This window comes from Cellulomonas chitinilytica, assembly GCF_016862675.1.
Taxonomy (GTDB): domain Bacteria; phylum Actinomycetota; class Actinomycetes; order Actinomycetales; family Cellulomonadaceae; genus Cellulomonas; species Cellulomonas chitinilytica.
This window is the reverse complement of record NZ_BONK01000011.1, coordinates 24919-51901: the sequence shown is the minus strand read 5'-3', so window position 1 is coordinate 51901 and position 26983 is coordinate 24919. Positions and strand designations below refer to the sequence as shown.

Sequence of the window (26983 nt, the reverse complement as noted above, 5' to 3'; positions counted from 1 at the left end):
GATGCGTCAGCGCAGGTCCGGCCGGTGCCACCGCTGCCGGGCGACCGTCAGCGCCGAGCCGAGGACCAGCAGGGCGAGCGCGAGCAGCGCCAGGTCGGCGACGGCCGCCGCACCCGTGGCGCTCAGCCCGCCCGCGGCGGCGGCGGGGACGGCCAGCACGGCGTCGTCGGTGACAGGGACGCACTCCGGGCAGAGCTCGGGCGGCTGGCCGCCGGACGCCGTCGCGACGTTGCGCACGGACGTGCCCGGTGCGACGCCGGAGGAGTCGGTGTGCACGAGGATCGGCGGGGCCTGGGCCCCGACCGCCAGCGTGGAGGCGTACGTGCAGGTCACCGTCGCGCCGATCGTGCCGCACGACCAGGTGGGGCCGCCGGGCACGGCGGGCGCGGACTCCACGCCGGTCACCGTGAGCCCCTCGGGCACGGTGTCCGTGACCACGACCGGGGTCGTCGTCGCCTGCGGGCCGGTGTTGGTCACGACGATCTGGAACGTGCCGTCGGCGCCGACCTGCGAGACGAGGTCCTTGCGGATCGCGAGCAGCGACACCGGCGGGATCTCGGCGGGGTCGGTCGAGGAGTCGTTCGCCGGGTCCGTGTCCTCCGCGAGGGTCGAGACGGTCGCGGTGTTGACCACCTCGGGGTAGGCCGCCGCCTCGACGTGCACCACGAGCGTGATGGTCAGCGTCTCGTCGAGCCCGAGGCCGCCGAGCCGCGTGCACGTGACCGTCTGGCCGTTCGCGGCGCACAGGACGCCGTCGCCCGACGCGGACACGTAGGTGACGCCCGCAGGCAGCACGTCGCGGACGACGACCGGCACGGGGTCGTCCGTCGGGCCGTGGTTCGTCACCGTGAGGGTCCAGACGGCGTCCTCGCCGACCAGGAACGGCTGGTCGTGCGTCTTGACGATCTCCAGGTCGACCTGCGGCGGGATGTCGAGGTCGTCGACCCACTCCTTGGCGCCGCGGTCGCCGTCGGGCGTCGTCGTGCTGACCGTGACCACGTTCTCGACCGACGAGAACGCCCGGGGGCCGACGAGCACGACGACCGTGATGTCGGGCTCGGAGGCGCCCGGCGCGAGCAGCTCGGTCGGGTCGGACCGGGTGCAGCTCACGACGAGGAGCAGCCCCCGGCAGTCCCAGCCGGTCCCGGACGCCGACACGAACGTGAGGCCGACGGGCAGGGTGTCGACGACGCCGACGTTCGCGGCCGACGACGGGCCGAGGTTCGACACGGTGATGGTGAAGGGCACCTGGTCGCCGATCCGCGCCCGGCCCTCGTGCGTCTTGCGGACGTCGAGGTCGGCGAGCCGCACGACCACGACGTCGTCCGTCGCCGTGTTGTTCGACGTGTCGGGGTCCGGGGTCGGCGAGGACACGTCGGCCGTGTTGGTCAGCGTCCCGACGGGCGCGTCGGGGTCGAGCGCGACCGTCAGGCCCAGCGGCGGCGCGGACGTGAGCGCGACGAGCGGCCCGCTGCCGTCGAGCACGCACGTGACGGTCGTCGTGCCGGTGCACTGCCAGGGGCCGGACGACGACACGAACGTCATCCCCGGCGGCAGCGTGTCGACGACGGTGACGGGCGCCGCCGCGTCCGACGGGCCGAGGTTCGCGACGTCGACGGTGTACGTCATCTGCGTGCCGGCCTCGAGCAGGTCGTCGTCGGGCCCGTGCGACTTCGTCACGCGGAGGTCCGCGTCCGCCCGGACCGTCACCGTCGCCGTCGCGGTGTTGTCGGCGGGGTCGTCGCCCGGCGTCGCGGTCGAGACCGTGGCCGTGTTGGTCAGCGTGGTGCCCGGCGGCACGCCCGTCGCCACGAAGACGACGACCGTGATCACGCTCGTCGTCGGCGGGTCGCCGGCCGCAGGTGCCGGGAACGTCGGGCGGTGGCAGGTCACCGTCGCGCCCGCGACCGTGCACGTCCAGCCGTCGCCCGCGGGTCCGCTCGCCGTGAGCGGGCTCATGCCGGCCGGGACCACGTCCGTGAGGACCACGGTGTCGGCGTCCGACGGGCCCGCGTTCGACACGGTGATCTCGTACGTCACGCGCGCGCCCGCGTCGACCGTGGTGGACCCGACGACGGCCTTCTGCACGCCGACGTCGGCCTGGTCGGTGACGACGACCAGGTCGACGTCCGTGTTGTTGGCGGGCACCGGGTCGACGAGCGGCCCGTCCACCGAGACGTGGTTGAGGATCACGGACGGTCCCGCGTCCGACGCCACGCGGACGACGAGCGTGATCGGTGCGGCGTCCGTCAGCGCGGCGATGCCGTCGGCGTCCGTGCAGGTCACCGTCCCGGCGGACTCGACGCAGTCCCACCCCGCGCCGGTCGCGGACACGAACGTCGTCCCGGGTGGCAGCGTGTCGCTCACCACGACGTCCCCGGGGGTGGACGACGGGCCGGCGTTGCTCACCTGGAGCGTCCACGTGAGCTGCTCCCCCGCGACCGCCACGCCCGTGTGCGTCTTCTCGACGAGCAGGTCGGCCTCGGAGTCGAACGCCGTGTCGTCGGTGTCGGTGTTGTTCGCGAGGTTCGGGTCGTCGGTCGCGGAGTCGACCGTCGCGGTGTTCGTGAACTCGCCCGTGCCGAGGTCCGGGTCCACGAGCACGTCGATCGCGACCTCGACGGTGTCGTCGACCGCGAGGCCGCCCGCGAGGGTGCACGTGACGACCTGGCCGGCCGCGCCGCACGTCCAGGTGCCGGTCACGTCGGTGGAGCTCACGTACGACAGGCCGGTCGGCAGGGTGTCGGTGATCTCCACGGGCGCCGCCGCGTCCGACGGGCCGAAGTTCGTCACGACGAGGTGGTAGGTGCCGACCGTGCCGGCCAGGAAGTCGCCGACGTGGGACTTCTGGATCGCCAGGTCGGCGATCGTGACCACCGGGCCCGGGTCGACGGCCGTGTTGTTCCCCGGCACCGGGTCCGGCGTGGTCCCGGCGACCACCGCGGTGTTGGTGAGCGTGCCCGTCACGTCGGAGGCGATGTCCGCCGTCAGGACGATCTGCGGCGCCGACGCACCCGCGGCCAATGTGGTGCCGCGCGTGCACGTCACGACCTGCCCGGTCGCCGAGCACGACCAGCCGATGCCGAGGGCCGACACGAATGTCGTCCCCGCGGGCAGCGTGTCCGTGAGGGTGAGGGGCGCGATCGAGTCGGACGGTCCGTTGTTGACCACGCCGACCGTCCACACGGCGCGCTGGCCCGCGACGAGCCGCCCGGCGTGCGCCTTCGACACCGCCAGGTCCGCGGACGCCGTCACGGTTGCGTCGTCCGTCGTGGTGTTGTTCGCCAGGTCCGGGTCGAACGTGCGGTCGCCGACCGTGACCGCGTTCGTGAGGACCGTGCCCGACGGGGTCGTGGCCGGGACCGACGTGACGACCGTGATCGGCGGGAACGAAGCGCCGGACGCGAGGGTCTCGGCCGCCGTCGTGCGGGCGCAGGTCACCGTCGTCGTCGTGCTCGTGCACGCCCAGCCGGTGCCGCCGGCGGAGACCAGCCCGACGCCCGTGGGCAGCGTGTCCGTCACGGTCCACGGACCGACCGCGGGGTCGCCGCCGTCGTTCGTCACGACCACGGACCACGTCGCCGTCGAGCCCGCGACGACGGGGTCGGTGTGGGTCTTCGCGATCCGCACGTCGGCCGAGTCGACGAACGTCTGCGCCGTGCTGGGCGGCCCGGCGTACGACCCGTCGGCGTTGCCGGTGGCCTGCGTGGCGTCCTCACCGAACGTCTGGCCGGTGTTGACGTGCGCGACGCCCGAGCCGACGCCGGGGTTCGTCACGACCGAGTCGCCCGGGACCGCGTCGAACGCGACCGTCGCGGACTGGCCGGGCTGCAGCGTGCCGAGGTCGGACCAGGTGAGCCGCCCGAGCAGCGTGACCGGGTCGATGCGGGCCGTCCCGCCGCGCGGTCCCGTGATGAGCGTGGAGCCGGGGACGTACGTCCAGCCGGGCGGCAGGGTGTCGACCACGTCGATGCCGAACGCCGGTGCGCCACCCGTGTTGGTGACCGACACCTGCCAGCGGAAGGGTTCGCCGATGTACGCCGGGCTCGGCGACAGCGCCGTCTTCGTCGTCTCCAGGTGCGGGAACGCCGGGTTCACCACGGCCTGGTCGTCGGGCCCGGCGTAGACGCGGCCGGCGTCGTCCAGCGACCGGTACGACTCGACGGTCGCCGTGTTGGTCAGCGGGGCCGACGTCAGGCCGGACGACGGCGCGAGCACGGCCTCGTACGACAGGACGATGCTCGCGCCGGGCGGCAGGGCGTTCGACAGATCGGTCGCGTCCCACGTGATCAGGCCGCCGCCCGTCACCGGGTCCGCGCCCGTGAGCTCGCCGCCGAACGTGATCGACGTCGGGTCGACGACGACCCCGGTCGGGACCGCGTCCGTGACGACGCCGTCGTACGCGGCGCTGGCCGTCGGCGACATCGCGTTCGTCACCGTGAGCGTGTAGCGGAACCGGTCGGTCGGGCCGGGCGTCACGTCGTCGACCGTCTTGTCGATGGTCAGGTTCGGCTCCAGCACCGTCACCGTCGCCGAGCCGGACGGGCCGGTGAGGTCGAACTCGTCGCCCGCGCTGGTCGGTGCGTCGTTCGGGCCGTCCGGCGTGACGTTCCACTTCGCGACCACGGTGTTGGTCACGCCCGCGCCCGCGACGTTCGAGCCGATGTCCGCGATCGTGCTGCGGAACGTCACCGTGATGAGCCGGGGGTCGTCGAGCGCCGGCTCGTCCCCGAACGTCCAGCCGACGAGCGTCGAGCCGCCCGGTCCCGGTGCGTCGGCGAGCGGGGTCGCGTTCAGCGTGCACGGGGTGGTCGGGGTCGTGAGGATCTCGCACGACACCGAGGTGATCTCGGCACCCTCGATCCCGGCCGGGAGCTGGTCGATCACGCTGCCGTCGTAGAACACCGTGTTCGGCGGGTGCACGTACGAGATGGTCCAGGTGACCTCCTCGCCGATCGTCGCCCGGTCCGGGGTGACGGACTTCTGCATCTCGGCGCCGACGATCCGGACCGTCGAGGACGCGGTGGCCGACATCGACCGCTCGAGCGGGTTGTCCTCGTCGGTCGGCCCGGCCTTGCCGTCGTCGAGCGTGGAGCCCGAGAGCGTCGCGGTGTTCGTGTACGCGGTGCCGCCGACGGCGTCGGGCGGCAGGAACGCCGTGTACGTCCGCGCGACGGTCGCACCGGGTGCGAGGGTGTCGAGCGCCCACACCAGCGCCGTCGTGCCCGTCGGGCAGCCGTTGGCCGCGCCGCCCGGTGCCGGTGCCCGGCCGGGGTCGGCGCCGTAGGCGTCGAACGTCATGCCCTCCGGCACGCAGTCGACGAGGAACGTGTCGTGCAGCGGCGGCCTGTTCGTCGCCGAGCCGTCGGTGTTCGCGTTGCGGGCGGTCAGCGTGTAGGTGACGAGCGTGCCGCCCGGGACCGGCGTGCTCTGGTCGTTGGTCTTGGCGAGCAGGGGCTGCGGCTGGCGCAGGTTCACCGTCGCGGACGCGGTCGCCGGGGCCAGGGCCGAGCCGCCGGGCGACTCCAGGCTGTCGAACCGGGCCGTGTTCGTGGCGTCGAGCGCGTTCTGGGTCGGCTGCAGCGCGGCCGTCGTCACGCGGACGGGCAGCACCACCTCGAACCGCTGGTCGACCGTCGTGCCGTTCGTGTACAGCTCCGGGAACGTCACCGTGCCGGTGGACGTGTCGATGGTGATCCCGGCGGGCACGGGCGCCGTCGCCGAGTTGCCCGCGTCCGGGTGGAACAGCAGGGTCGCGGGGCCGTCCTGCACGATGCCCGCCGGCAGCCGGTCGGTGAGGCTGCCGTCGTACACGGACGTGGACGCCGGGATGGTGACGCCGTAGCGGTACGCCAGCTCCTCACCGAGGGTGGCCTGCGACGGTGCGTCGTTGTTCGTCTCGTCGATCCCGGTGGCGACGGACTTGTCGGCCACCGGCGAGGGCACCACGACGTCCGACGGGTCCGACGCGGCCGGGGCCGTCTGGTCGGCGGCCGGGACGTCCGCGTCGATGTTGTCCTGCGGGTAGAACGTGGTCGGCGTCGCGTCGACGTTCGTCGTCGCCTGGTAGCTGTGCACGTAGGCGGTGTTGTCGTAGACGGTCCCCACGCGGGCGGGCGGCGGGATCGTCAGGTCGTAGAGCGTGGTGAGCGTCTGACCGGGCAGCGTGCTCTGCGCCGCGAGGTCACCGCCCTGGTCCACGACGTAGTCGACGCGCAGCAGGCTGTGCGTCGACCCGCCCGCGAACGTCGGGTGCCCCGCATCGCCCGGGTCGGTGCACGTGACCACCGCCGGCACCGGGATCCGCGGGTCCGGCACCACGTCCGAGACCTGCGCGCAGCGGACCTGCGGCGGCAGCACGTCCCACACGTCGACGCCGTCGACGGCGTACCCGTCGGCCGCTCCCGGGGTGCCGTCGTGCGTCACGTCGATCCGGAACGTCGCCGTGGAGCCGAGCCGCACGTCCACGCCGTCCACGTCGCTGTTCACACCGTTCGGGCCGTTCGGGGGCTGGTCCACGCTCTCGACGCCCTTGACGAGCGACAGCGGCGCGATGGGGCCGATCAGCACGTCGAGCTCGTCGCGGAACGCCTGCGACTGCCCGGCCGAGTTGTCGCCGGTGCCCTTGAGCAGATTGGGTTGCACCTCTGCCGTGGTGCCAGGTGCCGACTCGACGACCCGCGCCTGCAGCACGACGGCGAACACGGCACCGGCGGCGGCGAACCGCGCGTCGCCGACGACCGTCCCGATGTCGAAGATCACCGTCGACGGGGTGGCCTGCACCGTGAACGGCGCGCCGCTCGCCTCGTCGGCCTCCACCGCGGAGCCGTCCACGTACTCCATCGCGGGCGGCAGGAAGTCCGCGACCACCGGGTTGCGGGTCTGCGTCTCGTCGGAGAAGTCGACCCGCAGCGCGAAGCAGGCGAGGTCGCCCTCGCGGTACGACGTCTCGGCGGCCGGGAGGCCGGGGTCCCCGGGTTCGCCGTAGTCCGCCAGCGACGTCGGGCAGGTGCCGCCGCTCAGCGAGCGTGGGGCGACGAGCTTGTCGACGAGCGCGCCCGACGAGCTCAGCGTCGCCGAGGAGTCGTCGAGCACCTGCTCGGTCCCCGTCTGGCCCGTCGCCGGGTCGGGTGTCGTGGTCGCGGTCAGGTCGACGTGGTTCGTGAACGCGTCGCCGACGGCCGTCGGGTCGCCGCCCAGCGGCCCGCCGAGGTACGTCGAGAGCATCCGCGCCTGGTACGTGACGACGGCCGTGTCGTCGATCCCCAGGGCCAGCGGTGCGAACGTCAGGTCGAACGTGCCGTCCGCGTGCTCCGCGACGGACGCGTACGGCGTGGACGGGCCCGGCGCGACGCCGTCGCACTCCGCGATCCCGCCGCTCTCGTAGTTGGTGCCCGGCGCGCCGAGCGGGCACAGGCCGTCCGGGACGACGTCGTGCAGCACCACGTCGTCCGCGCTCACGTACTCGCTGGAGTCGACGGTCACCGTGTACGTGGCGATCCTGCCGGCCGTGAACACCGTCGGCGACACCGCCTTGCGCATCCGGACGTCCTCGACCTGCACGGTGTGCGTGGTGTCGTCGGCGGTCGCCGGGTCCGCGCCGGGCGCCAGCGGTCCGCCGTAGGTGCCGGTCACGCGGGCCGTGTTGGTCGCGGCCTGCTCGGTCGTCGTCTCGCGGGTGGACGGGCCCGTGTTGTTGTCGAGGTTCGCGACCTGCCCGAGGCCCGCGGGGTCGGTGCCGGCGGGCCACGCGGCGTTCGCGAACAGCGGGACGCCCGCCGCGTACCGCACGGTGAACGTGCCGCCCGCCGGCAGGTCCGGCACGGCCCACTGCACGCGGGTGTACGTCCCTGCCGGGTACGTGGTGGTGCCGTCGGGCGGAGGGTTCACCACGGTCGTCACCGAGACGGGCGTCGGGCAGTCGGCGACGGCGGGCGTCGCGGCGAGCGAGGGCGCCCCCGGGTACTCCGGGGCGCTCGAGCTGTCGACGCCCCCGCACCCGAGGAACTCGAGCTGGGCGGGGAGGTGGTCGGTGAGGACCAGGCCGGTCGTCGGCCCGGCGTCGGACCCTCGGACGGTCAGGGTGTACACGGTCGTCTCGTCGTGCACCCCGCGCAGCAGCTCGCCCTCGGGGCTCGGCTCGGACTTCGTGACCTCCAGCGCGGAGATCGTCGTCGTGGTCGACGAGTCGGACGACGTCTCCGTCGCCGTGCCCGGCACGAGCGCCCCGTCGGCGTCGAACTGCGGCGCGACGAACGGGTCCGTGCTCGCGTACCCGTCGGCGGTGTTCGGCACCACCGAACCGACCGGGTACACCGCGGGGTCGGGCTGCGCCTGGAACGTCAGCGTGACCGAGCCGCCGACCTCCATGTCGGCGACGTTCGCCCAGGTCAGGGTCTGCGCACCCGTCACCGGGTCCGTCACGATCACCGGGTCGCCCGCGCCGGACGGCGTCGTCGACCCCGGCACGTACGTCAGCCCCGGCGGGAGGGTGTCCCGGAAGCTCGCGTTGAACTCCGGCACCGCGTCGGGGTTCGTGTCGGGGTTCGTCAGCGTGAGGGTGAACGTGATCGGCTCGCCCGCCAGCGCCTGGCCCGGGGCCGACTTCGAGAGCTCGATCCCCGGCACCGCCATGGCCGCCTGCACCGGTCCGAGGACGATGCCGACGAGCACCAGCGCAGCGGCGACCGCCGTCCGGCGCACCCACCGGACGCCCCCCGATCGATGAGGCTCCCCTTGCCCCCTCATGTCGGCATGATGCCGGGCCGCCCGGCTGACGGCGACCCGGGGCAACTGGTCGGCGAGTGCTGAACGCCGCTTCCGGCGCGTTCCTCCCACGAGCTCCAGGCGTCGGAACCGTCGACGCCTTCAGCCCCGGAGGACTCGCGCTTCCGCCGTCTCCAGGACGCGGGCCAGGAGGTCCGCGAGGCGGGTCCGCTCGTCGTCGGTGAGGTCGGCGAGCAGGTCGCGCTCACGGGCCGCCTGCTCGGGCAGCGCCGCGTCGATCACCGCGCGGCCCTCGTCGGACAGCGAGACGAGGACCCCGCGACGATCGCGCTCGAGCGTGCGGCGCTCGACGAGCCCGGCGCCGTGGAGCCGGTCGAGGCGCTTGGTCAGGGTTGCGCCGGGGCTCGACGTCAGGGTCGCGATCTCGCGGGCACGCAGCGGCTCGTCGGCGCGGCGCAGGGCGGCGAGGACCTCGAACTCACCGGTCGTGAGGTCGTGGCGGGCGAGGCCGGCCTCGTGCCCGTGGCCGACGAGCCCGGCGAGGCGGAGCACGCGTGCGACGACGGCCATCCCGGAGGTGTCGACGTCCGGGCGCTGGGCGGCCCACTGCGCGCGGGCCCGGTCGACGGCGTCCATGTGAGGAGCGTAACCCTTCACCGATAATTTACTTGTGAACTATCATGAACGGTGATGACGACCTTCGCCCCTTACGCCACCGCCGCCCGCGACGTCCTCGACCCCGCCCACCTGCGCACCGCACTCCGCACCACGCCCGCCGACTCGACGCTCGCCGCCGCCGTCCGCTGCGGCCTGGCCGTCGCGCTCGCGCTCGCCGTGTGCGCGCTCGCCGGGCACCGCGACGTCGCGGGGTTCGCCGCCCTGGCTGCGCTGGTGTCCCTCTACGGACGCTGGGAGCCGTACCGGTGGCGCGGCACGCTCCTGGCCGTCGTCGGGGCGTGGCTCGTCGCCGTCGTCGTCCTGAGCTCCGCCGTCGCCGTCCTCGCCGCGCCCGCCGCGGTGACCGTGCTGCTCGCGGCAGCCGTCGCGACCGCGACCGCGGTGCTGTGCGGCGTGCTGCGGACCGGTGCGCCAGGCGCGACGATCGCCGTCTTCTGCGTCGGTGCCGGGCTCGCCGGGGCGCCGACGGGCGGCGACGTCGGCCGGCGCGCGCTCGCCGCGCTCGTCGGGGCGGCGCTCGCCTGGCTCGTGTGCTGCGCGGGCCGGGTCCTGCACCCCGCAGGTCCCGCGCGGGTCGCGCTCCGGCGCGCGGTCCGCGCCGTCGAGCAGGCGGACGACACCCCCGCCGCGCACGCCCGGGCGCTCGCCGCGCTCGGCCGGGCCCGCGAGGTGCTCGGCGACGACGCGTCGCACCCGCGCGGGCGGGTCGCCACCGCTGCCCTCGTCGCCGAGCTCGCACCGCTCACGGCACGGCTCGGCGTGCCGGACGAGCCGCTGCCCGGCCGGCGTTCGCTGGTCACCGACGTCCGGGACGGCGCCCGGGTCCTCGACGCGCGCGGGCTGCTGCGCCTCCTCGTCGCGGGACTGGTCGCGGGTGGTGCCGCGCACGGGCTCGGCTGGTCGCACAGCGCGTGGGCGGTCATGGGCTCGACGGCCACGCTGCAGGGCTCGTCGACCGGGCACGCCGTCGTCCGGGGTGCCCAGCGGGCCGCCGGGACGGCTGTCGGCGCGCTCGTCGCGTGGCCGCTGCTCGCGGCGCACCTCGACTTCTGGGCGGTCGCGGCGCTCGTCGTCGCGCTGCAGCTCGTCACCGAGACCATCGTGATGCGGCACTACGGCCTCGCGATGCTGACGATCACGCCGATGGCGCTGCTCATGACGTCGCTCGGCGGACCGGCCGGGCCGACCGACCTCACGCTGACCCGGGCGCTCGACACCGTCCTGGGCGCGGTCGTCGCGCTCGCCGCGCTCGTCGTCCTGCCGCACCGGGAACGCCCGCGCACGCAGTGAACGACGGCGGCACCGGGACGCCCCTCGCCGTCCCGGTGCCGCCCCTCCCCGTGCCCCGGGGTCAGCGCGTGCTGAACGCCGCGTCGAACGCCGCCGTCGGCGGGTCGAACGCGTTGCGCCGCACGAAGTCGAGCGCCTCGGGAGCCCCCAGCAGCCGGTCCATCCCGGCGTCCTCCCACTCCACGGAGATCGGCCCGTCGTACCCGATGGAGTTGAGCGCCCGGAACGACGCCTCCCACGGCACGTCCCCCCGCCCGGTCGAGACGAAGTCCCACCCGCGGCGCAGGTCCGCCCACGCGAGGTGCGACCCGAGCCGGCCGTTGCGGCCGTTGCCGAGGCGGAGCTTCACGTCCTTGCAGTCCACGTGGTAGATCCGGTCGCGGAACTCGAGGATGAAGTCGACGGGGTCGAGCTGCTGCCAGATGAAGTGGCTGGGGTCCCAGTTCAGGCCGAACGCCTCGCGGTGACCGATGGCCTCGAGGGTCCGCACGCAGGTCCAGTAGTCGTAGGCGATCTCGCTGGGGTGCACCTCGTGGGCGAACCGGACGCCGACCTCGTCGAACACGTCGAGGATCGGGTTCCACCGGTCGGCGAAGTCCTGGTACCCGGCGTCGACGGCCTCCTGGGAGACGGGCGGGAACATCGCGACGTACTTCCAGATGCTCGACCCGGTGAACCCGACGACCGTCTTGACGCCGAGCTTCGCCGCGAGGCGGGCGGTGTGCTTCATCTCCTCGGCGGCCCGCTGCCGGACGCCCTCCGGGTCGCCGTCGCCCCACACGCGGTCGGACAGGATGTCGCGGTGCCGCTGGTCGATCGGGTCGTCGCAGACCGCCTGGCCCTTGAGGTGGTTCGAGATGGCCCAGACCTGCAGGCCGTGCCGGTCGAGGATCTCGCGGCGGGAGTCGACGTACGCGTCGTCGTCCCACCGCCACGGGTCCAGGTGGTCGCCCCAGCAGGCGATCTCCAGGCCGTCGTAGCCCCACCCGGCGGCGAGCCGGGCCACCTCCTCGAACGGCAGGTCGGCCCACTGGCCGGTGAACAGGGTCACGGGGCGGGTCATCGTGCAGCTCCTTCGGCCGGCTCGTTCAGTGGGGTCCATCGGCTCTCGTCCGCCGCCGAGCGCTCCACGGCGTCGAGCACCCGTTGTACCTGGAGGCCGTCGGCGAAGCTCGGCGTCGGCTGGCGGTTCGCGGCGAGGGCGTCGACGAGGTCGACGACCTGGTGCGTGAACGCGTGCTCGTACCCGAGCCCGTGGCCGGGCGGCCACCACGCGCCGACGTACGCGTGCTCGGGCTCCGTGACGACGATGCGCCGGAAGCCCGCCTCCCACGCGGGCTGCGACGCGTCGAAGTAGTGCAGGACGTTCATGTCCTCGAAGTCGAACGCCAGAGACCCCGCGGAGCCGTTGACCTCCAGGCGGATCGCGTTCTTGCGGCCCGACGCGAACCGGGTGGCCTCGAACGTCGCGAGCCCTCCCCCGGACAGCCGCGCCAGGAAGACCGCCGCGTCGTCCACCGTGACCGGTCCCGTCGCGCCGCTCGTCGACCCGGTGCCGGACAGCCCGCTGAACTGGTCCGCGACGGGGCGCTCCCGCACGAACGTCTCGAGCATCGCGGACACCCCGGTCAGGGTCTCGCCCGTGACGAACTGCGCGAGGTCGACGACGTGCGCCCCGATGTCGCCGAGCGCACCCGAGCCCGCCTTCTGCTTGTCGAGCCGCCACGACAGCGGCACGGCCGGGTCGGCGATCCAGTCCTGCAGGTACTGCGCGCGCACGTGCCGGACGGTGCCGATGCGGCCCTGCTCGACGAGCGTCCGGGCGAGCTGCACGGCCGGCACCCGCCGGTAGGTGAAGCCGACCATCGCAAGCCCTGTGGCGCCGGTCGCGGCGGCGACCATCGCCTCCGCCTCCGCGACCGTGTTGGCCAGCGGCTTCTCGCACAGCACGTGCTTGCCCGCCGCGAGCGCCGCGAGGGCGATGTCCGCGTGCGTGTCGCCGGGTGTGCAGATGTCGACGAGGTCGACGTCGTCGCGTGCGACGAGCGCCTTCCAGTCCGTCTCGACGTCGCGCCAGCCCAGCCGGTCGGCGGCGGCGCGGACGGCGTCGGCGTTCCGGCCGGCGACGACCGTCAGGTCCGGGGTCAGCGGCAGGTCGAAGAACCGGGGGGCCGTGCGCCAGGCCTGGGAGTGCGCCACGCCCATGAAGGCGTAGCCGACCATCCCTACGCCGAGGCGCGGTTGCGGTGCGAGGGTCACGAGCAGCTCCTTCGAGGACCCCGGGCGGGCCGTGTGCGGAGCACGGCCCGCCCGGGTGGTGCGGCCGGTCAGGACTCGAATGCCGTCGGCAGGTACTGGTCGACGTTCTCCTTGGTGACGACCGGCGCGTAGAGCTGGATCGTGCGCGGCACCTCGACCTCGACGAGGTCGCTCATCGACTTGCCCTGCACGAGCAGCCGGGCGAGCTTGATGCCGTCGGCGGCCTGCGTCGACGGGTAGATGACCGTCGCCTTGAGCACGGTGTTGTCGGCCTTGATGGCGTCCATGACGTTCTTCGAGCCGGCGCCGCCGACCATGAAGAACTCGTCGCGGCCCGCGTTCTCGATCGCCGCCAGGACGCCGACGCCCTGGTCGTCGTCGTGGTTCCAGATGGCGTCGAGCTTCGGCGCGGCCTGCAGCAGGTTCGCCGCGGCGGCCTCGCCGCCCTGGACGGTGAAGTCGGCTGCGACGCGGTTGCTCACCGTCAGCCCGCACGCCGCGAGCGCGTCCTTGAACCCGCGGCTGCGGTCCTGCGTGAGCGGCAGCGAGTCGATCCCGGCGATCTCGGCGACCTTCGCGTCGGTCTTGCCGCCGAGCTGCTCGCAGATGAACGTGCCGGCGCTGACGCCCATGCCGTAGTTGTCGCCGAGCACCGTGGTGCGGGCCGCGTTCGGGTCGGAGAACTCGCGGTCGACGTTGACGACCGCGATGCCGGCCTGCATGGCCTTGGTGGCGACCTCGGTCAGCGCGGCGCCGTCGAACGGGAGCAGCACGATCGCGTCGACGCCGTCGTTGATGAACTGCTCGATCTGGCTGATCTGCAGGTTCACGTCGTTGGTGGCCTCGGCCTGCACGAGCTCGAGGTCCGGGTACTTCGCCGCCTCGGCGACGGCAGCCTTCGTGATGGCACCCATCCAGCCGTGGTCCGCGGCCGGGGCGGAGAACCCGATGGTCACCTTGTCGCCGGGCTCGTCGTTGCCGGTCGCGGCGACGGCCGGGGCCTGGGCCGTGCCCTCGTCCTCCGGGGTGTTGGACGTGCAGCCCGCGACGACGAGCGCGAGGGCGGTGGCGGTACCGGCGAGCGCCCAGCGGCGCCGGCGCAGGGTGTGCGACACAGCAGTCATGACGATCCTCCTTGATCGATGGACGTGCGGGGTGGGGGCGACGAGGGTCCGGGGTCAGGTCCCGGCGCGGGAGCGCTCGGCGATGCGCTGCTGGAGCAGCACGGCGACGACGATGATCACGCCCTTGGCGATGGCCTGCGCCGAGATGGACAGGTTGTTCTGCGTGAACACGTTGGTGAGCGTCGAGAAGATGAGGACGCCCAGGACGGTGCCGACGATGGTGCCGCGACCGCCGATGAGCAGCGTGCCGCCGACGACCACGGCGGCGATGGCGTCGAGCTCGTAGAGCTGGCCGTTCGTGGAGCTGCCGGCGGTCGTGCGGCCGAGCATCATCACCCCGCCGATGCCCGCCGCGAGGCCGGACAGCGCGTACAGGTACATCGTGTGGCGCTTGACCTTGATGCCCGCGAGACGGGCCGCCTCGGGGTTGCCGCCGACCGCGATGGTGCGGCGACCGAACGTGGTGCGGTTGAGCAGGATCCAGCCGGCCACCGCGACGACGACGAAGATCCAGACGAGCGTCGGGATGCCGATGAAGTCGTCCCGGAAGAAGTCGAGGAAGCCCTGGACCTTGACGATCTGGGTCTGCCGGTTGGCGATGATCTCCGCGAGACCTCGGGCGGAGACGAGCATCGCGAGCGTCGCGATGAACGCGACGACCTTCCCGTACGCGATGAGCACGCCGTTGACGAGCCCGGCCCCGAGACCGACCGCGAGCGCGCACCCGACCATGACGATCCAGTGGGTGTCCTGCGCCATCGTCTGCGTGGCCAGCGTCGACGCCCACACCGAGGCGAGCCCGACGACGGACCCGACGGACAGGTCGATGCCGCCGCCGGTGATGACGAACGTCATCCCGATGCTCAGCACCCCGATCACCGACGCGAGCCGCAGGATCGTGAGCACGTTGTCGATGCTCGCGAACCGCTCCCCGGCGGTGATGACGCCGAAGACGCACAGGGCGACGAGAGCGATCACGAGCCCGAGGTTGCGGCCCGTGGCGCCGTGCAGGATCCCCTTGCGGGCCGTCGTGGTGCTTCTCGACGCCTTCTCGATCCGGGCCGACTCGTCGGCCGGCACGGCTGCTGGGATGTCGCTCACGCGGCACTTCCTTCCATGACGAGGTCGAGCACCCGGTGCTCGTCGATGCCGGTCGCGGGCCCGTGGTGGACCACGCGCCCCTCGGAGACGACGAGGACCCGGTCGGCGAGCCCGAGCACCTCGGGGATCTCGCTGGAGACGACGACCACGGCGGTGCCCTGCGCGGCGAGGTCCGCGATCAGGGCGTAGATCTCGGCGCGCGCGCCGACGTCGACGCCGCGGGTGGGCTCGTCGAGCAGGAGCACGCGGCAGCCGTGCACGAGCCAGCGGGCCAGCAGGACCTTTTGCTGGTTGCCGCCGGACAGGGTGCGCGCGCTGCGCTCGGGGTCGGACGGGCGCACGTCGAGCGCCTCGATCTGCTCCCGGGCGACGGTCCGCTCGGCACCCTCGTCGAGGAACGACGCCCTCGCGGTGCGACCGAACGTGGAGAGCGTGATGTTCCGGTACACGGGCTCGTCGAGCAGGAGGCCCTGGCTCTTGCGCTCCTCCGGGCAGAGCCCGATGCCGGCGTGGACGGCGTCGCTCACCGAGCCGGGACGCAGCCGACGGTCGCCCACCCGGACGGTGCCGGACGTCGCGTGCCGGGCGCCGAACACGGTCTCGAGGATCTCCGTGCGGCCCGAGCCGACGAGCCCGGCGAGGCCGACGACCTCGCCCGCCCGGACCTGGAAAGACACATCGTGGAACGCGCCCCGCAACGAGAGCCCGTCCACGTGCAGCACGGTCGCGGCGTCGTCCGGCACGGACGGCCGGGGCGGGATCGCGTACTCGACGGTCCGGCCCGTCATGAGGCGGATCAGCTCGGCGGTCGGGGTCTGCGCGGCGGGCAGGCCGGTCGCGACCGTCCGGCCGTCCTTGAGCACGGTGATCCGGTCGCCGATCTGGCGGATCTCCTCCAGGCGGTGCGAGATGTAGACGACGGCGACGCCGGACGCGGTCAGCTCGCGGACCACGCGGAAGAGGTTGGCGACCTCCTCGGCGTCGAGGACGGCGGAGGGCTCGTCCATGACGATGACGCGCGCGTCGTGCGAGAGGGCGCGCGCCATGCTGACGATCTGCTTGCCGGCGGCCGACAGGCGCCCGACCTCGCGGTGCGGCGAGATGTCGCCGTGGCCGAGCCGCCGCAGGATCGCGCGGGTGCTCGCGGTCGCCGCCCGGCGCTGGGAGAACCCGGCGGTGGCGAGCTCGTGGCCGAGGTAGATGTTCTCGGCGACGGACAGCCCGTCGACGACGTCGAGCTCCTGGTACATGGTCGCGATGCCGAGCCGCAGGCCCGCGACGGGGTCCGGGATGGTGACGGGCCGGCCGTCGAGGAGGATCTGGCCCTCGTCGGGCTGGTGGGCGCCCGCGAGCACCTTGATGAGGGTGGACTTGCCGGCGCCGTTCTGGCCGAGGAGGCAGTGCACCTCGCCGGCCCGGATCTCGAGGTCGACGCCGTCGAGCGCTCTCGCGCCCGGGAACTGCTTGACGATCCCGCTCATCCGGAGCAGCGGCGGGTCCACGGTGACCATGGGGCCGAACGTAGGACCCACTTCTGTCGACGGTCAAGCAAAAGCCGCTACGAATGTGTCATGGTTACGCGAACGTGACCTACACAAGGCCGGATGGTTCACTGTGCGCATGGACGAGCTCCTCAAGGTCGCCGCCCGCCCGACGGGCGCCGGGGAGATGTTCCAGCTGCTCCGCGACGGGCAGCCCCGCACCCGCTCCGACCTGGCCACACTCACCGGCCAGGCCCGCTCGACCATCGCCGCACGCGTCGAGGCGCTCCTGTCCTCCGGCTTCGTCTCCCCCGCCGGCGAGGCCAGCTCGACGGGCGGACGGCCACCGGCCACGTTCGCGTTCAACCCGGCCGCACGCGTCGTCCTCGCGGTCGACCTCGGCGCCACCCACTCCCGCCTGGCCCTCACCGACCTGGCCGGGACGGTCCTCGCCGAGCACGCCGAGCCCATCGCCATCGCCGAAGGCCCCGGCCCCGTGCTCGACCGCGTCGTCGAGCTCGGCCTCGGCCTGCTCGGCACCGCCGGCCGCCCCGCGAGCGACCTCGCCAGCGTCGGCGTCGGGCTCCCAGGACCCGTCGAGCACTCCACCGGACGCCCCATCAACCCGCCGATCATGCCGGGCTGGGACGACGCCGACGTGCCCGGCCTGCTGGCCCGCAAGCTCGGCGTCCCGGTGCTCGTCGACAACGACGTCAACCTCATGGCCCTCGGCGAGCACACGTCGCAGTGGCCCGACGTCGACCACCTGCTGTTCGTCAAGGTCGCCACCGGCATCGGCGCCGGGATCATCTCCGACGGCCGGATCCGCCGCGGCGCCCAGGGTGCCGCCGGCGACCTCGGCCACATCGCCGTCCCCGGCGGGTCCGACCGGCCCTGCCGCTGCGGCAACACCGGCTGCCTCGAGGCCGTCGCGAGCGGGCCCGCCATCGCGAGCGCCCTGCCGGACGCGACCACCAGCGCCGACGTCGTCGCCCTCGTCCGGTCCGGCGACCTCGCCGCCAGCCGCGAGGTGCGCGAGGCCGGCCGGCACATCGGCGAGGTGCTCGCCGCGTGCGTGAGCATGCTCAACCCGTCGGTCATCGTCATCGGCGGCGTCGTCGCCGAGGCCGGGGAGCACCTGCTCGCCGGCATCCGCGAGGTCGTCTACCGCCGGTCGCTGCCGCTCGCGACCCAGCACCTGCGCATCGTCACCTCACGCACCCTGGGACGGGCCGGGGTGCTCGGCGCGTCCGCGATGGCCTCCGACCACGTGCTGTCCGCCGTCGCGATCGACGCCCTGCTGAGCTGACGGCACCCGTCAGCCGACCGGCCGCAGCTCCCGGTACACGTACCGCTCGGCCGGCTGGAAGCCGAGCCCCACGTACAGCGCCGCCGCACCCGTGTTGTCCGGCTCGACCTGCAGGAACGCCCGCCTGGCTCCCCGCCGGGCGGCCTCGTCCAGCGCCCGCACCGTGAGCATGCGGCCCAGCCCACGCCGACGCGCGCGCGGCGCGACGACGAGGCACGACAGCGCGACCCAGTCCTCGGCGAAAGCCGCCCGGATCACGGCGACCGGACCCTCGCCGTCCGTCGCGAGCAGGTAGATCGCGGGCGCGCCGCCGAGGACGTCCCGGGCGAACCTCACGCGGGCGCCGGCGGCGTCCGACGCATCCGCGGCGCCGGTGCGCAGCGGCGTCTTCGCGCCCGACCACAGCGTGAGCCAGGCGTCGTCCGGGCGGTCGGACACGGACACCCGGACAGGCCCGGCCTCCGTCCGCGCCGCCCCGCCGGGCGCGCGCCTCACCCCGTCGTCGGGATCGACGACGGGCCTGACCAGCACGTCCGCCCCCGAGGGCGTCGTGTAGCCACGGGCGTCGAGCCGCGCCTCCAGCCCCGGGGTCGACGCCCGGCACACCCGGACGACCGTCGGCTGACCGGCCTCGGTGTACAGCGCCTCGACCCGGTCGAGCGACGCCTCCACGTCGGCCGGGGAGCCGAGCGGCAGGACGCTGTTGGCGCGTCGGGTCAGCCCGTCCGACAGGCCCACCCGCCACCCGTCGACGTCGACCACCCGGGACGGCGGCCACGTCGCCTGCTCGACGAGGGCACCCGGCGCGTCCGGTGGGGTCCACGTGTGCACCCGCAGCTGCACGTCGACGTGACCCCAGTCCCGCTCCGGCGCCGGCACGAACCCGAGCCGCCGGTACAGCCGTTGGGCGGCGTGCATCGAGTCGACGGTCGAGAGCACCACGCGCCGCGCACCGCTCGCGACCGCCTCCCGCAGGGCCGTCGTGACGAGCAGCTCGGCGATCCCGTGCCCCCGCGCCTCGGGTGCGACCGCGAGCATCCGGATCTCGAGCTCACCCGGCTCGGCGACCTCCGCGTACGACGTCCCGTACGGCGCGAGCGTCACCGTGCCGACCACGACACGGTCGTCGTCGGCCGGTGCGTCGTCGGCCGGTGCGTCGTCGGCCGGTGCGTGCCCGGCGCCGGACGGGAGCAGGGCGACCAGCAGCGTCGCCTCGCGCGACCTCCGGGCGGCGTCCCGCAGCTCGTCGGCGTACGCGTCGGTGGCGTCGAGCAGGCGGTCGGCCAGGTACGCCTCCGCGGTCAGCGCCCCGGCGTCGGCGACCTGGCGGCCCTGGGCGACCCGGACGACGGCACCCGACACGTCAGGCCTCCCCGTCGGTGGCGTCGGCCACACCCGCGGGACCTTCGGCGAGCAGGCGCTCGAACCCGGCCTCGTCGAGGATCCGCAGGCCCAGCTCGCGGGCCTTCGCCTCCTTCGACCCGGCGTTCTCCCCGACCACCACGTAGTCCGTCTTCTTCGACACGCTGCCCGCCGACTTCCCGCCGCGCGCCAGGATCGCCTCCTTCGCGCCGTCACGGCTGAACCGCTCGAGCCCGCCCGTCACGACGACCGTGAGGCCCTCGAGCGTGCGCGGCACCGACTCGTCGCGCTCCTCCTGCATCCGGACCCCGGCCTTCGCCCACTTCTCGACGATCGCCGCGTGCCACCTGTCGTCCTCGCCCGGCTGGTCGAACCAGGCCCGCACGGCCCCGGCGATGGTGGGACCGACGCCCTCGGCGGCGGCGATCTCCTCCTCGGTGGCCTGCGCGATCGCCGGCACGGACCCGAAGTGCTGCGCGAGCGCCCGCGCGGCGGTCGGCCCGACGTGCCGGATCGACAGCGCGACGATCACACGCCACAGCGCCGCCTGCTTGACCTTCTCGAGGTTGCTCAGCAGCGCGGTCCCCGTGGCGTTGAGGTCCCCCGCCTCGCGGACCACCCCGCCGACCTTCGAGCTCGTCGACAGCGTGAACAGCGGCACGCGGCGCAGCGCGTCGGCGTCGAGCGCGAACAGGTCGCCCTCGTCGGCCACCACGCCCGCGGTGAGCAGCGCGCTCGCCGCCTCCCAGCCGAGCGCCTCGATGTCGAACGCCCCGCGCGACGCGACGTGGAACAGCCGCTCGCGCAGCTGCGACGGGCAGGACCGCTGGTTGGGGCAGCGGATGTCGACGTCGCCCTCCTTCGCGGGCGCGAGCGGCGTGCCGCACGACGGGCACTGCGTCGGCATCACGAACGCCCGCTCGGTGCCGTCACGCAGGTCGACCACCGGGCCGACGATCTCCGGGATCACGTCGCCGGCCTTGCGCAGCACCACGGTGTCGCCGATGAGCACGCCCTTGCGCGCCACCTCGCTCGCGTTGTGCAGCGTCGCCATCTCGACGGTCGACCCGGACACGAACACCGGCTCCATCACGCCGAACGGGGTCACCCGGCCGGTGCGACCGACGTTGACCCGGATGTCGAGGAGCTTGGTGTTCACCTCCTCCGGCGGGTACTTGTACGCGATCGCCCAGCGCGGCGCCCGGCTGGTCGACCCGAGCCGGCGCTGCAGCGCGATCTCGTCGACCTTCACCACGATGCCGTCGATCTCGTGCTCGACGTCGTGCCGGTGCTCGCCGTAGTAGGCGATCATCTCCCGCACCCCGTCGAGCCCCTGGACGACGCGGGTGTGCCCCGACACCGGCACGCCCCACGACGCGAGCAGGTCGTACACCTGGGACTGCCGCTCGATCCCGGTCCCCCGCCCGGCGCCCCACACGAGCGCGCCGATGCCGTGCGCGTACATCCGCAGGTCCCGCGACGCCGTGACGCGCGGGTCCTTCTGCCGCAGCGACCCGGCCGCCGCGTTGCGGGGGTTCGCGAACGGGCTCTTGCCCGCCTCGACCTGCGACGCGTTGAGCTCCGCGAACGCCGCGACCGGCAGGAACACCTCGCCGCGGATCTCGATGCGCTCCGGGTGCGTGGCCGGGTCGCCGGCCAGCACGTCGGGGATCGTCGAGATCGTGCGGACGTTGAGCGTGACGTCCTCGCCCGTGCGTCCGTCGCCGCGCGTCGCGGCCCGCACGAGCCGGCCCTTCTCGTACAGCAGCGCGATCGCGAGCCCGTCGATCTTCAGCTCGCAGAGATAGTGCAGGGCGATCTCCGTCTCGAGGTCCCGGTGCGCGCGGCCGGCCCAGGTCGCGATGTCCTCGTCGGAGAACGCGTTGTCGAGCGAGAGCATCCGCTCGACGTGCTCGACGGACGCGAACTCGGTCGAGAACGTGCCGCCGACCCGCTGCGTCGGCGAGTCCGGCGTCCGCAGGCCGGGGTGCGCCTCCTCCAGGGCCTGCAGCTCGCGCAGCCGTGCGTCGTACTCCGCGTCCGACGACGTGGGGGCGTCGCGGACGTAGTACGCGAACTGGTCGGCCTGGATCAGGTCGGCGAGCTCGGTCCAGCGGTGCCTCGCGTCGGCGGGGATCTCTTGCTCGGCGGAGGCGCTCACCAGCGCGGAGACGTCGTCGGTCACCCGCACATCATCGCGCGGACCACCCACAGCCGCCGACACCCCGCGGCGGGTCCCGTGGCGGCCCCGCGGCGCACGAGGTTCCCTGAGGCATGGCCGCGACACGGACCGACCTCGTCGTCGAGCCGCTCACACCCGAGCGCTGGCCGGTGTTCGAGGAGCTGATGGACGCCGGCGGCCCCGCCGCTCGCTGCTGGTGCATGGCCTGGCGGATCGGCCCCGGCTACCGCCGCCGGCCGGCCGAGGAGAACCGGGCCGACATGCGCGACGTCGTCCGTCGCGGTCCCCCGCCCGGGCTGCTCGCGTTCGACGGCGACGGCGTCGCCGTCGGCTGGTGCCAGGTGACGCCCCGGGCGCAGGTCCCGGAGTTCGGCCGGCAGTGGCGGCTGCGCCCGGTCGACGACGTCCCGGTGTGGGCGATCACGTGCTTCTACGTCCGCACGGGCCGCCGCCGCGCGGGCGTCATGCGAGCGCTGGTCGACGCGGCCGTCGACCTCGCGCGCCGTGCGGGCGCCCCGGCCGTCGAGGCCTACCCCCTGGACGCCGCACGGTCGCCCAGCGCGACGAGCACCGGCTACGCGACGACGTTCGCGGCGGCCGGGTTCGTCGAGGTCACGCGCCGCTCGCCCGAGCGGCCGATCATGCGGCTGCCGCTCGACGACGCCGGACCCGCGGGACGACGACCAGCGCCACGGACGTGACGACCCCCGCGACGGCGAGCACGCCCCCGACGGCCACCCACGGCCCGGACGCGCTCGCGACGACCACCGTCTCGCGCGTGCCGTCGACGTCCCACTCGCACACCGCCTTCGGCGGGAACGCCTGGTAGCGGACGTACGCGCCGTCCGTGTCCGCCGCGTAGGCCTCGAGGCACGGCTCCCCGCCGGTGCGGGACGCGTTCAGCGTCGTCACGCCGATCGACACGAACGCCACGAGCAGCGCCACGATGCCGACGATCGCGGCGCCCGACGCGACCAGCAGCGCGAACGCACCGCCCGTGCCACGCCGGTAGGCCCGGACCGGCGGCCGCGACAGCCCTTCCACGGGGTCGTTCGTCACGTCAGTCCTCCGCTCGTTCGGCGACGATCGTCGCCGCCTTGACCACACCGGCCAGCCCGGCGCGGGCGTCGTCGGGCGTGCCGCCCTGGTCCCCCGCGAGCACCACGACGTCGCGCAGCCCCGCAGCCGGCAGCCCCACGGCCCGCCAGGGTCGCAGCAGCACGTCCGCCTGCCCGACGACGTCCGGGCCAGCGCACTGCGAGGACGCCTGCGGCGGGAGCTGCGCCCACAGCGTGAGCCCGCCCTCGACCGCCTCCGCCACACGCTCCCACGCGCGCTCGTCGAACCCGGCGACCGCGAGCGCGAGCCCGTCCACGCCGGCGTGCCGGATCGCCGGGAGGGACGCCCACGAGCCGCCGCCGTGCACGACGACGGCCGTGGCGCCGCCCTGCCGGGCACCGGCGGCGACTGCGCCGATCCGCTCGGCGGCCACCGGTCCGGGCACGGCACGCAGCGCGGCGTAGCCGGAGAACGTGGGCAGCACGCCGGCGACGACCGGTGCGAGGAGCGGCTCGTGCAGCAGCACGGTGGGCTCCGCGCCGGGGACGGCCACGCGCAGCGCGGCGAGGTGCTCGGCGACGCCGGCCGCGAGGGACTCGGTGAGGTCCCGCACCGCCCCGGTGTCGGCGAGCACGCGGTCGCCGCGCGCGAGGTACACGGACGCGGCGAGCGACAGCGGGCCGAGCACGGGGACGACCAGCGGACCGGCGTACCCGTGCGCCCCGACGGCGACGGCGTCGACGTCCTCCCGCACGAACGCCCGCGCGCGGGCCAGGTCCCCGCCGGGCCGGTCGGCGAGCTTCCACCCGTGCGGACCGAGCTCCGTCGGCAGCCCGGTGAGCACGGCGGCGGCGTGGCCGGTGCGGTCGCCCCACGGCCCCCGGTCGGGCAGCAGCACCGTGAACGGCAGCCCCGTGACGCCGGTGGGCGCGTCCGCGAGGTCGCCGACGACCACGGACGCGGCGTCGAGCGCGTCGACGCCGGGCCAGGCACCGGTGCCGCTGACCCCCGTCACGAGGCCCGGCCGCCGGCGGGTGCCGGTCGTACGGGCGACGCGCCCCGGCGTGTGCCGGTGACCGTCGCCTGGCCGAGCACCCGGGTCCCGGCGTACAGCACGAGCGACTGGCCGGGTGCGACGCCGCGCAGCCCGGGCCCGACGGCGACCGACAGGCTGCCGTCGTCGAGCACCGACGCGGTCGCCTCGACGGGCGCGCCGTGGGCACGGACCTGCACCGCGCACGCGAGGGGCCCCCGGGTGACGGGCGTGAACCAGACGGCCCGGTCCGCCTCGACGACGGCCACCTCGAGCTCGTCGGCCGGCCCGACCACGACCCGGTTGCGCACCGGCTCCACCGCGAGGACGTACCGCGGCTTCCCGTCGGGCGCCGGACGCCCGAGCGCCAGCCCGCGCCGCTGGCCGACCGTGTACGCGTAGGCGCCGTCGTGCGTCCCGACGACCTCGCCCGCGGTGTCGACGATCTCCCCGGGCCGCTCGCCGAGCCGCGACCGCAGGAAGCCCTGCGTGTCGCCGTCGGCGACGAAGCAGATGTCGTAGGAGTCCGGCTTCGCGGACACCGACAGCCCACGTGCGGCCGCCTCCGCCCGCGTCTGCTCCTTCGACGGCACGTCGCCGAGCGGGAACATCGAGCGGGCCAGCCGCTCCGGGCCCATCACGGCGAGCACGTACGACTGGTCCTTGGCCGGGTCCGCCGACCGGTGCAGCGCCCGCGACCCGTCGGCGTCGACCTCGATGCGCGCGTAGTGGCCGGTGCAGACCGCGTCGAACCCGAGCGCCACCGCCTTGTCGAGCAGGGCGCTGAACTTGATGTGCTCGTTGCAGCGCACGCACGGGTTGGGGGTCCTGCCGGCCTCGTACTCGGCGAGGAAGTCGGCGACAACGGTCTCCTCGAACCGCTCGGACAGGTCCCACACGTAGTAGGGGATGCCGAGCACGTCCGCCGCCCGGCGGGCGTCACCGGCGTCCTCGATCGAGCAGCACCCGCGGGACCCGGTGCGGAACTGGTCCCGCGTGCGGGACAGCGCCATGTGCACGCCGACCACGTCGTGCCCGGCGTCGACCGCGCGGGCCGCCGCGACGGCCGAGTCCACACCCCCGGACAGGGCGGCGAGGACCCGCATCAGACCGGCACCGCCGTGCCGCGCCCGGCCAGACCGGCCGCGCGGGCCCGCTCCACGACGCCGGGCAGCACCGTCAGGAGCGCCTCGACGTCGGCCGCGGTGCTCGTGCGTCCCAGGCTGAACCGCAGCGCGCCGCGCGCGACGTCCTCGTCGACGCCCATGGCGAGCAGCACGTGGCTCGGCCGCGGCACCCCGGCCTGGCACGCCGACCCGGTCGACGCCTCGACGCCCGCCGAGTCGAGCAGGTAGAGCAGCGAGTCGCCCTCGCAGCCGGCGAACGTGAAGTGCGCGTTGGCGGGCAACCGGCGCGCGGTGTCCGCCGGACCGCGCAGCACGGCCCCGGGCACCGCCGCGAGCACCCGCGCGACGAGGTCGTCCCGCAGCGCACCGACCCGTGCGGCGTGCTCGGCCCGGCCCGTCACCGCGAGGTCGGCGGCGACGCCGAACGACGCGATCAGCGGCGCGTCGAGCGTCCCCGAGCGCACGCCGCGCTCCTGCCCGCCGCCGTGCAGCACCGGCGTCAGGTCGAGCCCCCGGCGGGCCAGCAGCGCGCCGACACCGCCCGGTCCGCCCAGCTTGTGCGCGCTGACGGTGAGCGCGTCGAGACCCGACGCCGCGAAGTCGACCGGCACCTGCCCGACGGCCTGCACCGCGTCGGCGTGCACCGGGACGCCGAACCTGCGGGCCAGCGCGACGACGTCGTCGAGCGGCTGCAGCGCGCCCACCTCGTTGTTCGCCCACATGACCGAGATCAGCGCCGCCTGGTCGCCGTGCGCCTCGAGCTCGCGGCGCAGCGCGTCGACCACGAGCACGCCGTCGGCGTCGACGGGCAGCAGGACGAGCTCGGCACCGGCGTGCTCCGCCATCCAGAACGCGGGGTCCAGCACCGCGTGGTGCTCCGCGGCCGAGACGAGGATGCGGCGACGCGACGGGTCCTGCGCCCGGCGGGACCAGAACAGGCCCTTGACCGCGAGGTTGTCCGCCTCCGTGCCGCCCGCCGTCCACACGACCTCGCTGGGCCGGGCGCCGAGCGCGGCGGCGGTGCGCTCGCGCGACTCCTCGACGACGCGACGGGCCGCCCGGCCGGACGCGTGCAGCGACGACGGGTTGCCCGTGCGGAACAGCTGGTCGGCCAGCACCCGCGCCGCCTCGGGGACCATCGGCGTGGTCGCCGCATGATCCAGGTAGACGCTCACCCGCAGCAGTCTACGAAGCAGACGGCCACCACCTGGAATCACCCGTCCGTGATCACCGCCGCACCTGGCAGGATGTGCGCGTGACTGCCGACGACGTCATCGCCCTGCCGCCCGCGTTCAGCGGCCAGCGGCTCGACTGGCGTGACCTCCCCCGGCACGTCCGGACCCGCATCGCCGAGCTCGCAGGTGCGCAGGTCACGGCGGAGATCAGCGCCACCTCCGGGTTCAGCCCGGGCTTCGCGGCGGTCCTCGAGCTCCAGGACGGCCGTGGCGTGTTCGTCAAGGCGGTGTCCGCCGAGCAGAACCCCGTGTCCCCGCACCTCGCCCGCAACGAGATCCGCGTCGCCGCCGCCCTCCCGCCCGAGGTCCCGGCCCCGCCGCTGCTCTGGTCGAGCGACGACGGCGAGTGGGTGCTGCTCGGCTTCGAGGTGGTCCACGGGCGCTCCCCCGAGCTGCCGTGGCGTCCTGACGACCTGGTGCTCGTCGCGGACGCCGTGGGAGCGCTTGCGGACGTCGAGCCCCTGCCCGGGCACGGGCTGCCCCGCACGGACGACCAGCTCGCCGAGGACTTCACCGGGTGGCGGCGGCTGCTCGACGTCGACGAGGCGACGCGCGAGACGATCGTCGCCCGCACCGGCGACGTGGGCCGCTGGGCGGACGCGCACCACGAGCAGCTCGTCCGCTGGGAGCAGGAGGCGCTGCGGGTGTGCGCGGGCGACTCGCTCGTGCACGGCGACCTGCGGGCCGACAACGTGATGATCGACGAGGACCACCGCCGGGTGTGGCTCATCGACTGGCCGCACGCGAGCGTCGGCGCACCGTGGCTCGACCTCGCGTTCATGCTGCCGAGCGTGGCCCTGCAGGGCGGCGGCGACCCGGCGGCCGTGTTCCGGTCGCACGCCGTGTCGGAGGGCGTCTCCGACGACGACCTGCGCGCGGGGCTCGCCGGGCTGTCCGGCTACTTCGTCGCGAGCTCGCTGCAGCCGCCGCCGCCCGGCATCCCGAACCTGCGCCGCTTCCAGGCGGCCCAGGGGGTCGCCACGCTGCGCTGGTTGCGCGACCTGTCCTGACGGGCG

17 protein-coding genes are annotated in these 26983 nt (G+C 74.4%); 4 read left to right on the top strand and 13 right to left on the bottom strand.

The window, feature by feature from the left end; translation table 11 throughout:
• Window positions 1-6 precede the first annotated feature (6 nt).
• Window positions 7-8748 (bottom strand): DUF11 domain-containing protein, encoded by an 8742-nt coding sequence (locus tag Cch01nite_RS15510; RefSeq protein WP_203756992.1) that lies wholly within the window; start codon window positions 8746-8748, stop codon window positions 7-9.
• Between the two features lie 120 nt (window positions 8749-8868).
• Window positions 8869-9363 (bottom strand): MarR family transcriptional regulator, encoded by a 495-nt coding sequence (locus Cch01nite_RS15505; RefSeq protein WP_203756990.1) that lies wholly within the window; start codon window positions 9361-9363, stop codon window positions 8869-8871.
• A gap of 54 nt (window positions 9364-9417) precedes the next feature.
• Here Cch01nite_RS15505 and Cch01nite_RS15500 point away from each other — a divergent pair, with 54 nt between their 5' ends.
• Window positions 9418-10695, top strand: coding sequence for an FUSC family protein (locus Cch01nite_RS15500; protein ID WP_203756988.1), 1278 nt, complete (start codon window positions 9418-9420; stop codon window positions 10693-10695).
• A 61-nt stretch (window positions 10696-10756) separates the two neighbouring features.
• Here Cch01nite_RS15500 and Cch01nite_RS15495 read toward each other — a convergent pair whose 3' ends face one another.
• The 5 genes from Cch01nite_RS15495 to Cch01nite_RS15475 all read right to left on the bottom strand — a co-directional run bounded on the left by Cch01nite_RS15495 (window position 10757) and on the right by Cch01nite_RS15475 (window position 16690).
• Window positions 10757-11758, bottom strand: a complete 1002-nt coding sequence (locus Cch01nite_RS15495) for a sugar phosphate isomerase/epimerase family protein (protein ID WP_203756987.1) — start codon at window positions 11756-11758, stop codon at window positions 10757-10759.
• Window positions 11755-12918 (bottom strand): Gfo/Idh/MocA family protein, encoded by a 1164-nt coding sequence (locus Cch01nite_RS15490; RefSeq protein ID WP_203757333.1) that lies wholly within the window; start codon window positions 12916-12918, stop codon window positions 11755-11757. The genes Cch01nite_RS15495 and Cch01nite_RS15490 overlap by 4 nt, the downstream gene beginning before the upstream one ends.
• Window positions 12919-13022: 104 nt before the next feature.
• Window positions 13023-14078: a substrate-binding domain-containing protein gene (locus Cch01nite_RS15485; RefSeq protein WP_203756985.1), complete on the bottom strand. Its 1056-nt coding sequence runs from the start codon at window positions 14076-14078 to the stop codon at window positions 13023-13025.
• A 54-nt stretch (window positions 14079-14132) separates the two neighbouring features.
• Entirely contained in the window at window positions 14133-15179 is a 1047-nt protein-coding gene (locus Cch01nite_RS15480; RefSeq protein ID WP_203756983.1) for an ABC transporter permease, read from the bottom strand.
• The gene (locus Cch01nite_RS15475) at window positions 15176-16690 is read right to left on the bottom strand and encodes a sugar ABC transporter ATP-binding protein (protein ID WP_203756981.1); all 1515 of its coding nucleotides are present in this window, start codon (window positions 16688-16690) and stop codon (window positions 15176-15178) included. The genes Cch01nite_RS15480 and Cch01nite_RS15475 overlap by 4 nt, the downstream gene beginning before the upstream one ends.
• A gap of 109 nt (window positions 16691-16799) precedes the next feature.
• Here Cch01nite_RS15475 and Cch01nite_RS15470 point away from each other — a divergent pair, with 109 nt between their 5' ends.
• Window positions 16800-17969, top strand: a complete 1170-nt coding sequence (locus tag Cch01nite_RS15470; RefSeq protein WP_203756979.1) for an ROK family protein — start codon at window positions 16800-16802, stop codon at window positions 17967-17969.
• A 9-nt stretch (window positions 17970-17978) separates the two neighbouring features.
• On the opposite strand, the gene Cch01nite_RS15465 is transcribed toward Cch01nite_RS15470, so the two are convergent.
• Window positions 17979-19331: a GNAT family N-acetyltransferase gene (locus Cch01nite_RS15465; protein WP_203756977.1), complete on the bottom strand. Its 1353-nt coding sequence runs from the start codon at window positions 19329-19331 to the stop codon at window positions 17979-17981.
• Between the two features lies 1 nt (window position 19332).
• The gene (gene ligA, locus Cch01nite_RS15460; protein ID WP_203756974.1) at window positions 19333-21516 is read right to left on the bottom strand and encodes an NAD-dependent DNA ligase LigA; all 2184 of its coding nucleotides are present in this window, start codon (window positions 21514-21516) and stop codon (window positions 19333-19335) included.
• A gap of 89 nt (window positions 21517-21605) precedes the next feature.
• On the opposite strand from ligA, the gene Cch01nite_RS15455 reads away from it, so the two are divergent.
• Window positions 21606-22214 (top strand): GNAT family N-acetyltransferase, encoded by a 609-nt coding sequence (locus Cch01nite_RS15455; RefSeq protein ID WP_203756973.1) that lies wholly within the window; start codon window positions 21606-21608, stop codon window positions 22212-22214.
• Here Cch01nite_RS15455 and Cch01nite_RS15450 read toward each other — a convergent pair.
• From Cch01nite_RS15450 to Cch01nite_RS15435, 4 genes are read right to left on the bottom strand one after another with little or no spacing between them, the layout of a single operon-like run.
• Window positions 22153-22572, bottom strand: coding sequence for a hypothetical protein (locus tag Cch01nite_RS15450; protein WP_203756972.1), 420 nt, complete (start codon window positions 22570-22572; stop codon window positions 22153-22155). The genes Cch01nite_RS15455 and Cch01nite_RS15450 overlap by 62 nt on opposite strands.
• A 1-nt stretch (window position 22573) precedes the next feature.
• A complete protein-coding gene (locus Cch01nite_RS15445) occupies window positions 22574-23587 on the bottom strand; it encodes a uroporphyrinogen decarboxylase/cobalamine-independent methonine synthase family protein (protein WP_203756971.1) in 1014 nt (337 codons plus the stop codon).
• Window positions 23584-24711 carry a tRNA 2-thiouridine(34) synthase MnmA gene (gene mnmA, locus Cch01nite_RS15440; RefSeq protein ID WP_203756970.1) on the bottom strand — a complete coding sequence of 376 codons (1128 nt, stop codon included), beginning with the start codon at window positions 24709-24711 and terminating at the stop codon, window positions 23584-23586. Before mnmA ends, Cch01nite_RS15445 begins: the two co-directional genes overlap by 4 nt.
• Complete coding sequence (locus Cch01nite_RS15435; RefSeq protein ID WP_203756969.1) at window positions 24711-25907, bottom strand: cysteine desulfurase family protein; 1197 nt, start codon at window positions 25905-25907, stop codon at window positions 24711-24713. The genes mnmA and Cch01nite_RS15435 overlap by 1 nt, the downstream gene beginning before the upstream one ends.
• Window positions 25908-25987: 80 nt before the next feature.
• Between Cch01nite_RS15435 and Cch01nite_RS15430 the strand changes: the two genes are divergently transcribed.
• The gene (locus Cch01nite_RS15430; RefSeq protein WP_203756968.1) at window positions 25988-26977 is read left to right on the top strand and encodes a phosphotransferase family protein; all 990 of its coding nucleotides are present in this window, start codon (window positions 25988-25990) and stop codon (window positions 26975-26977) included.
• Window positions 26978-26983 lie beyond the last annotated feature (6 nt).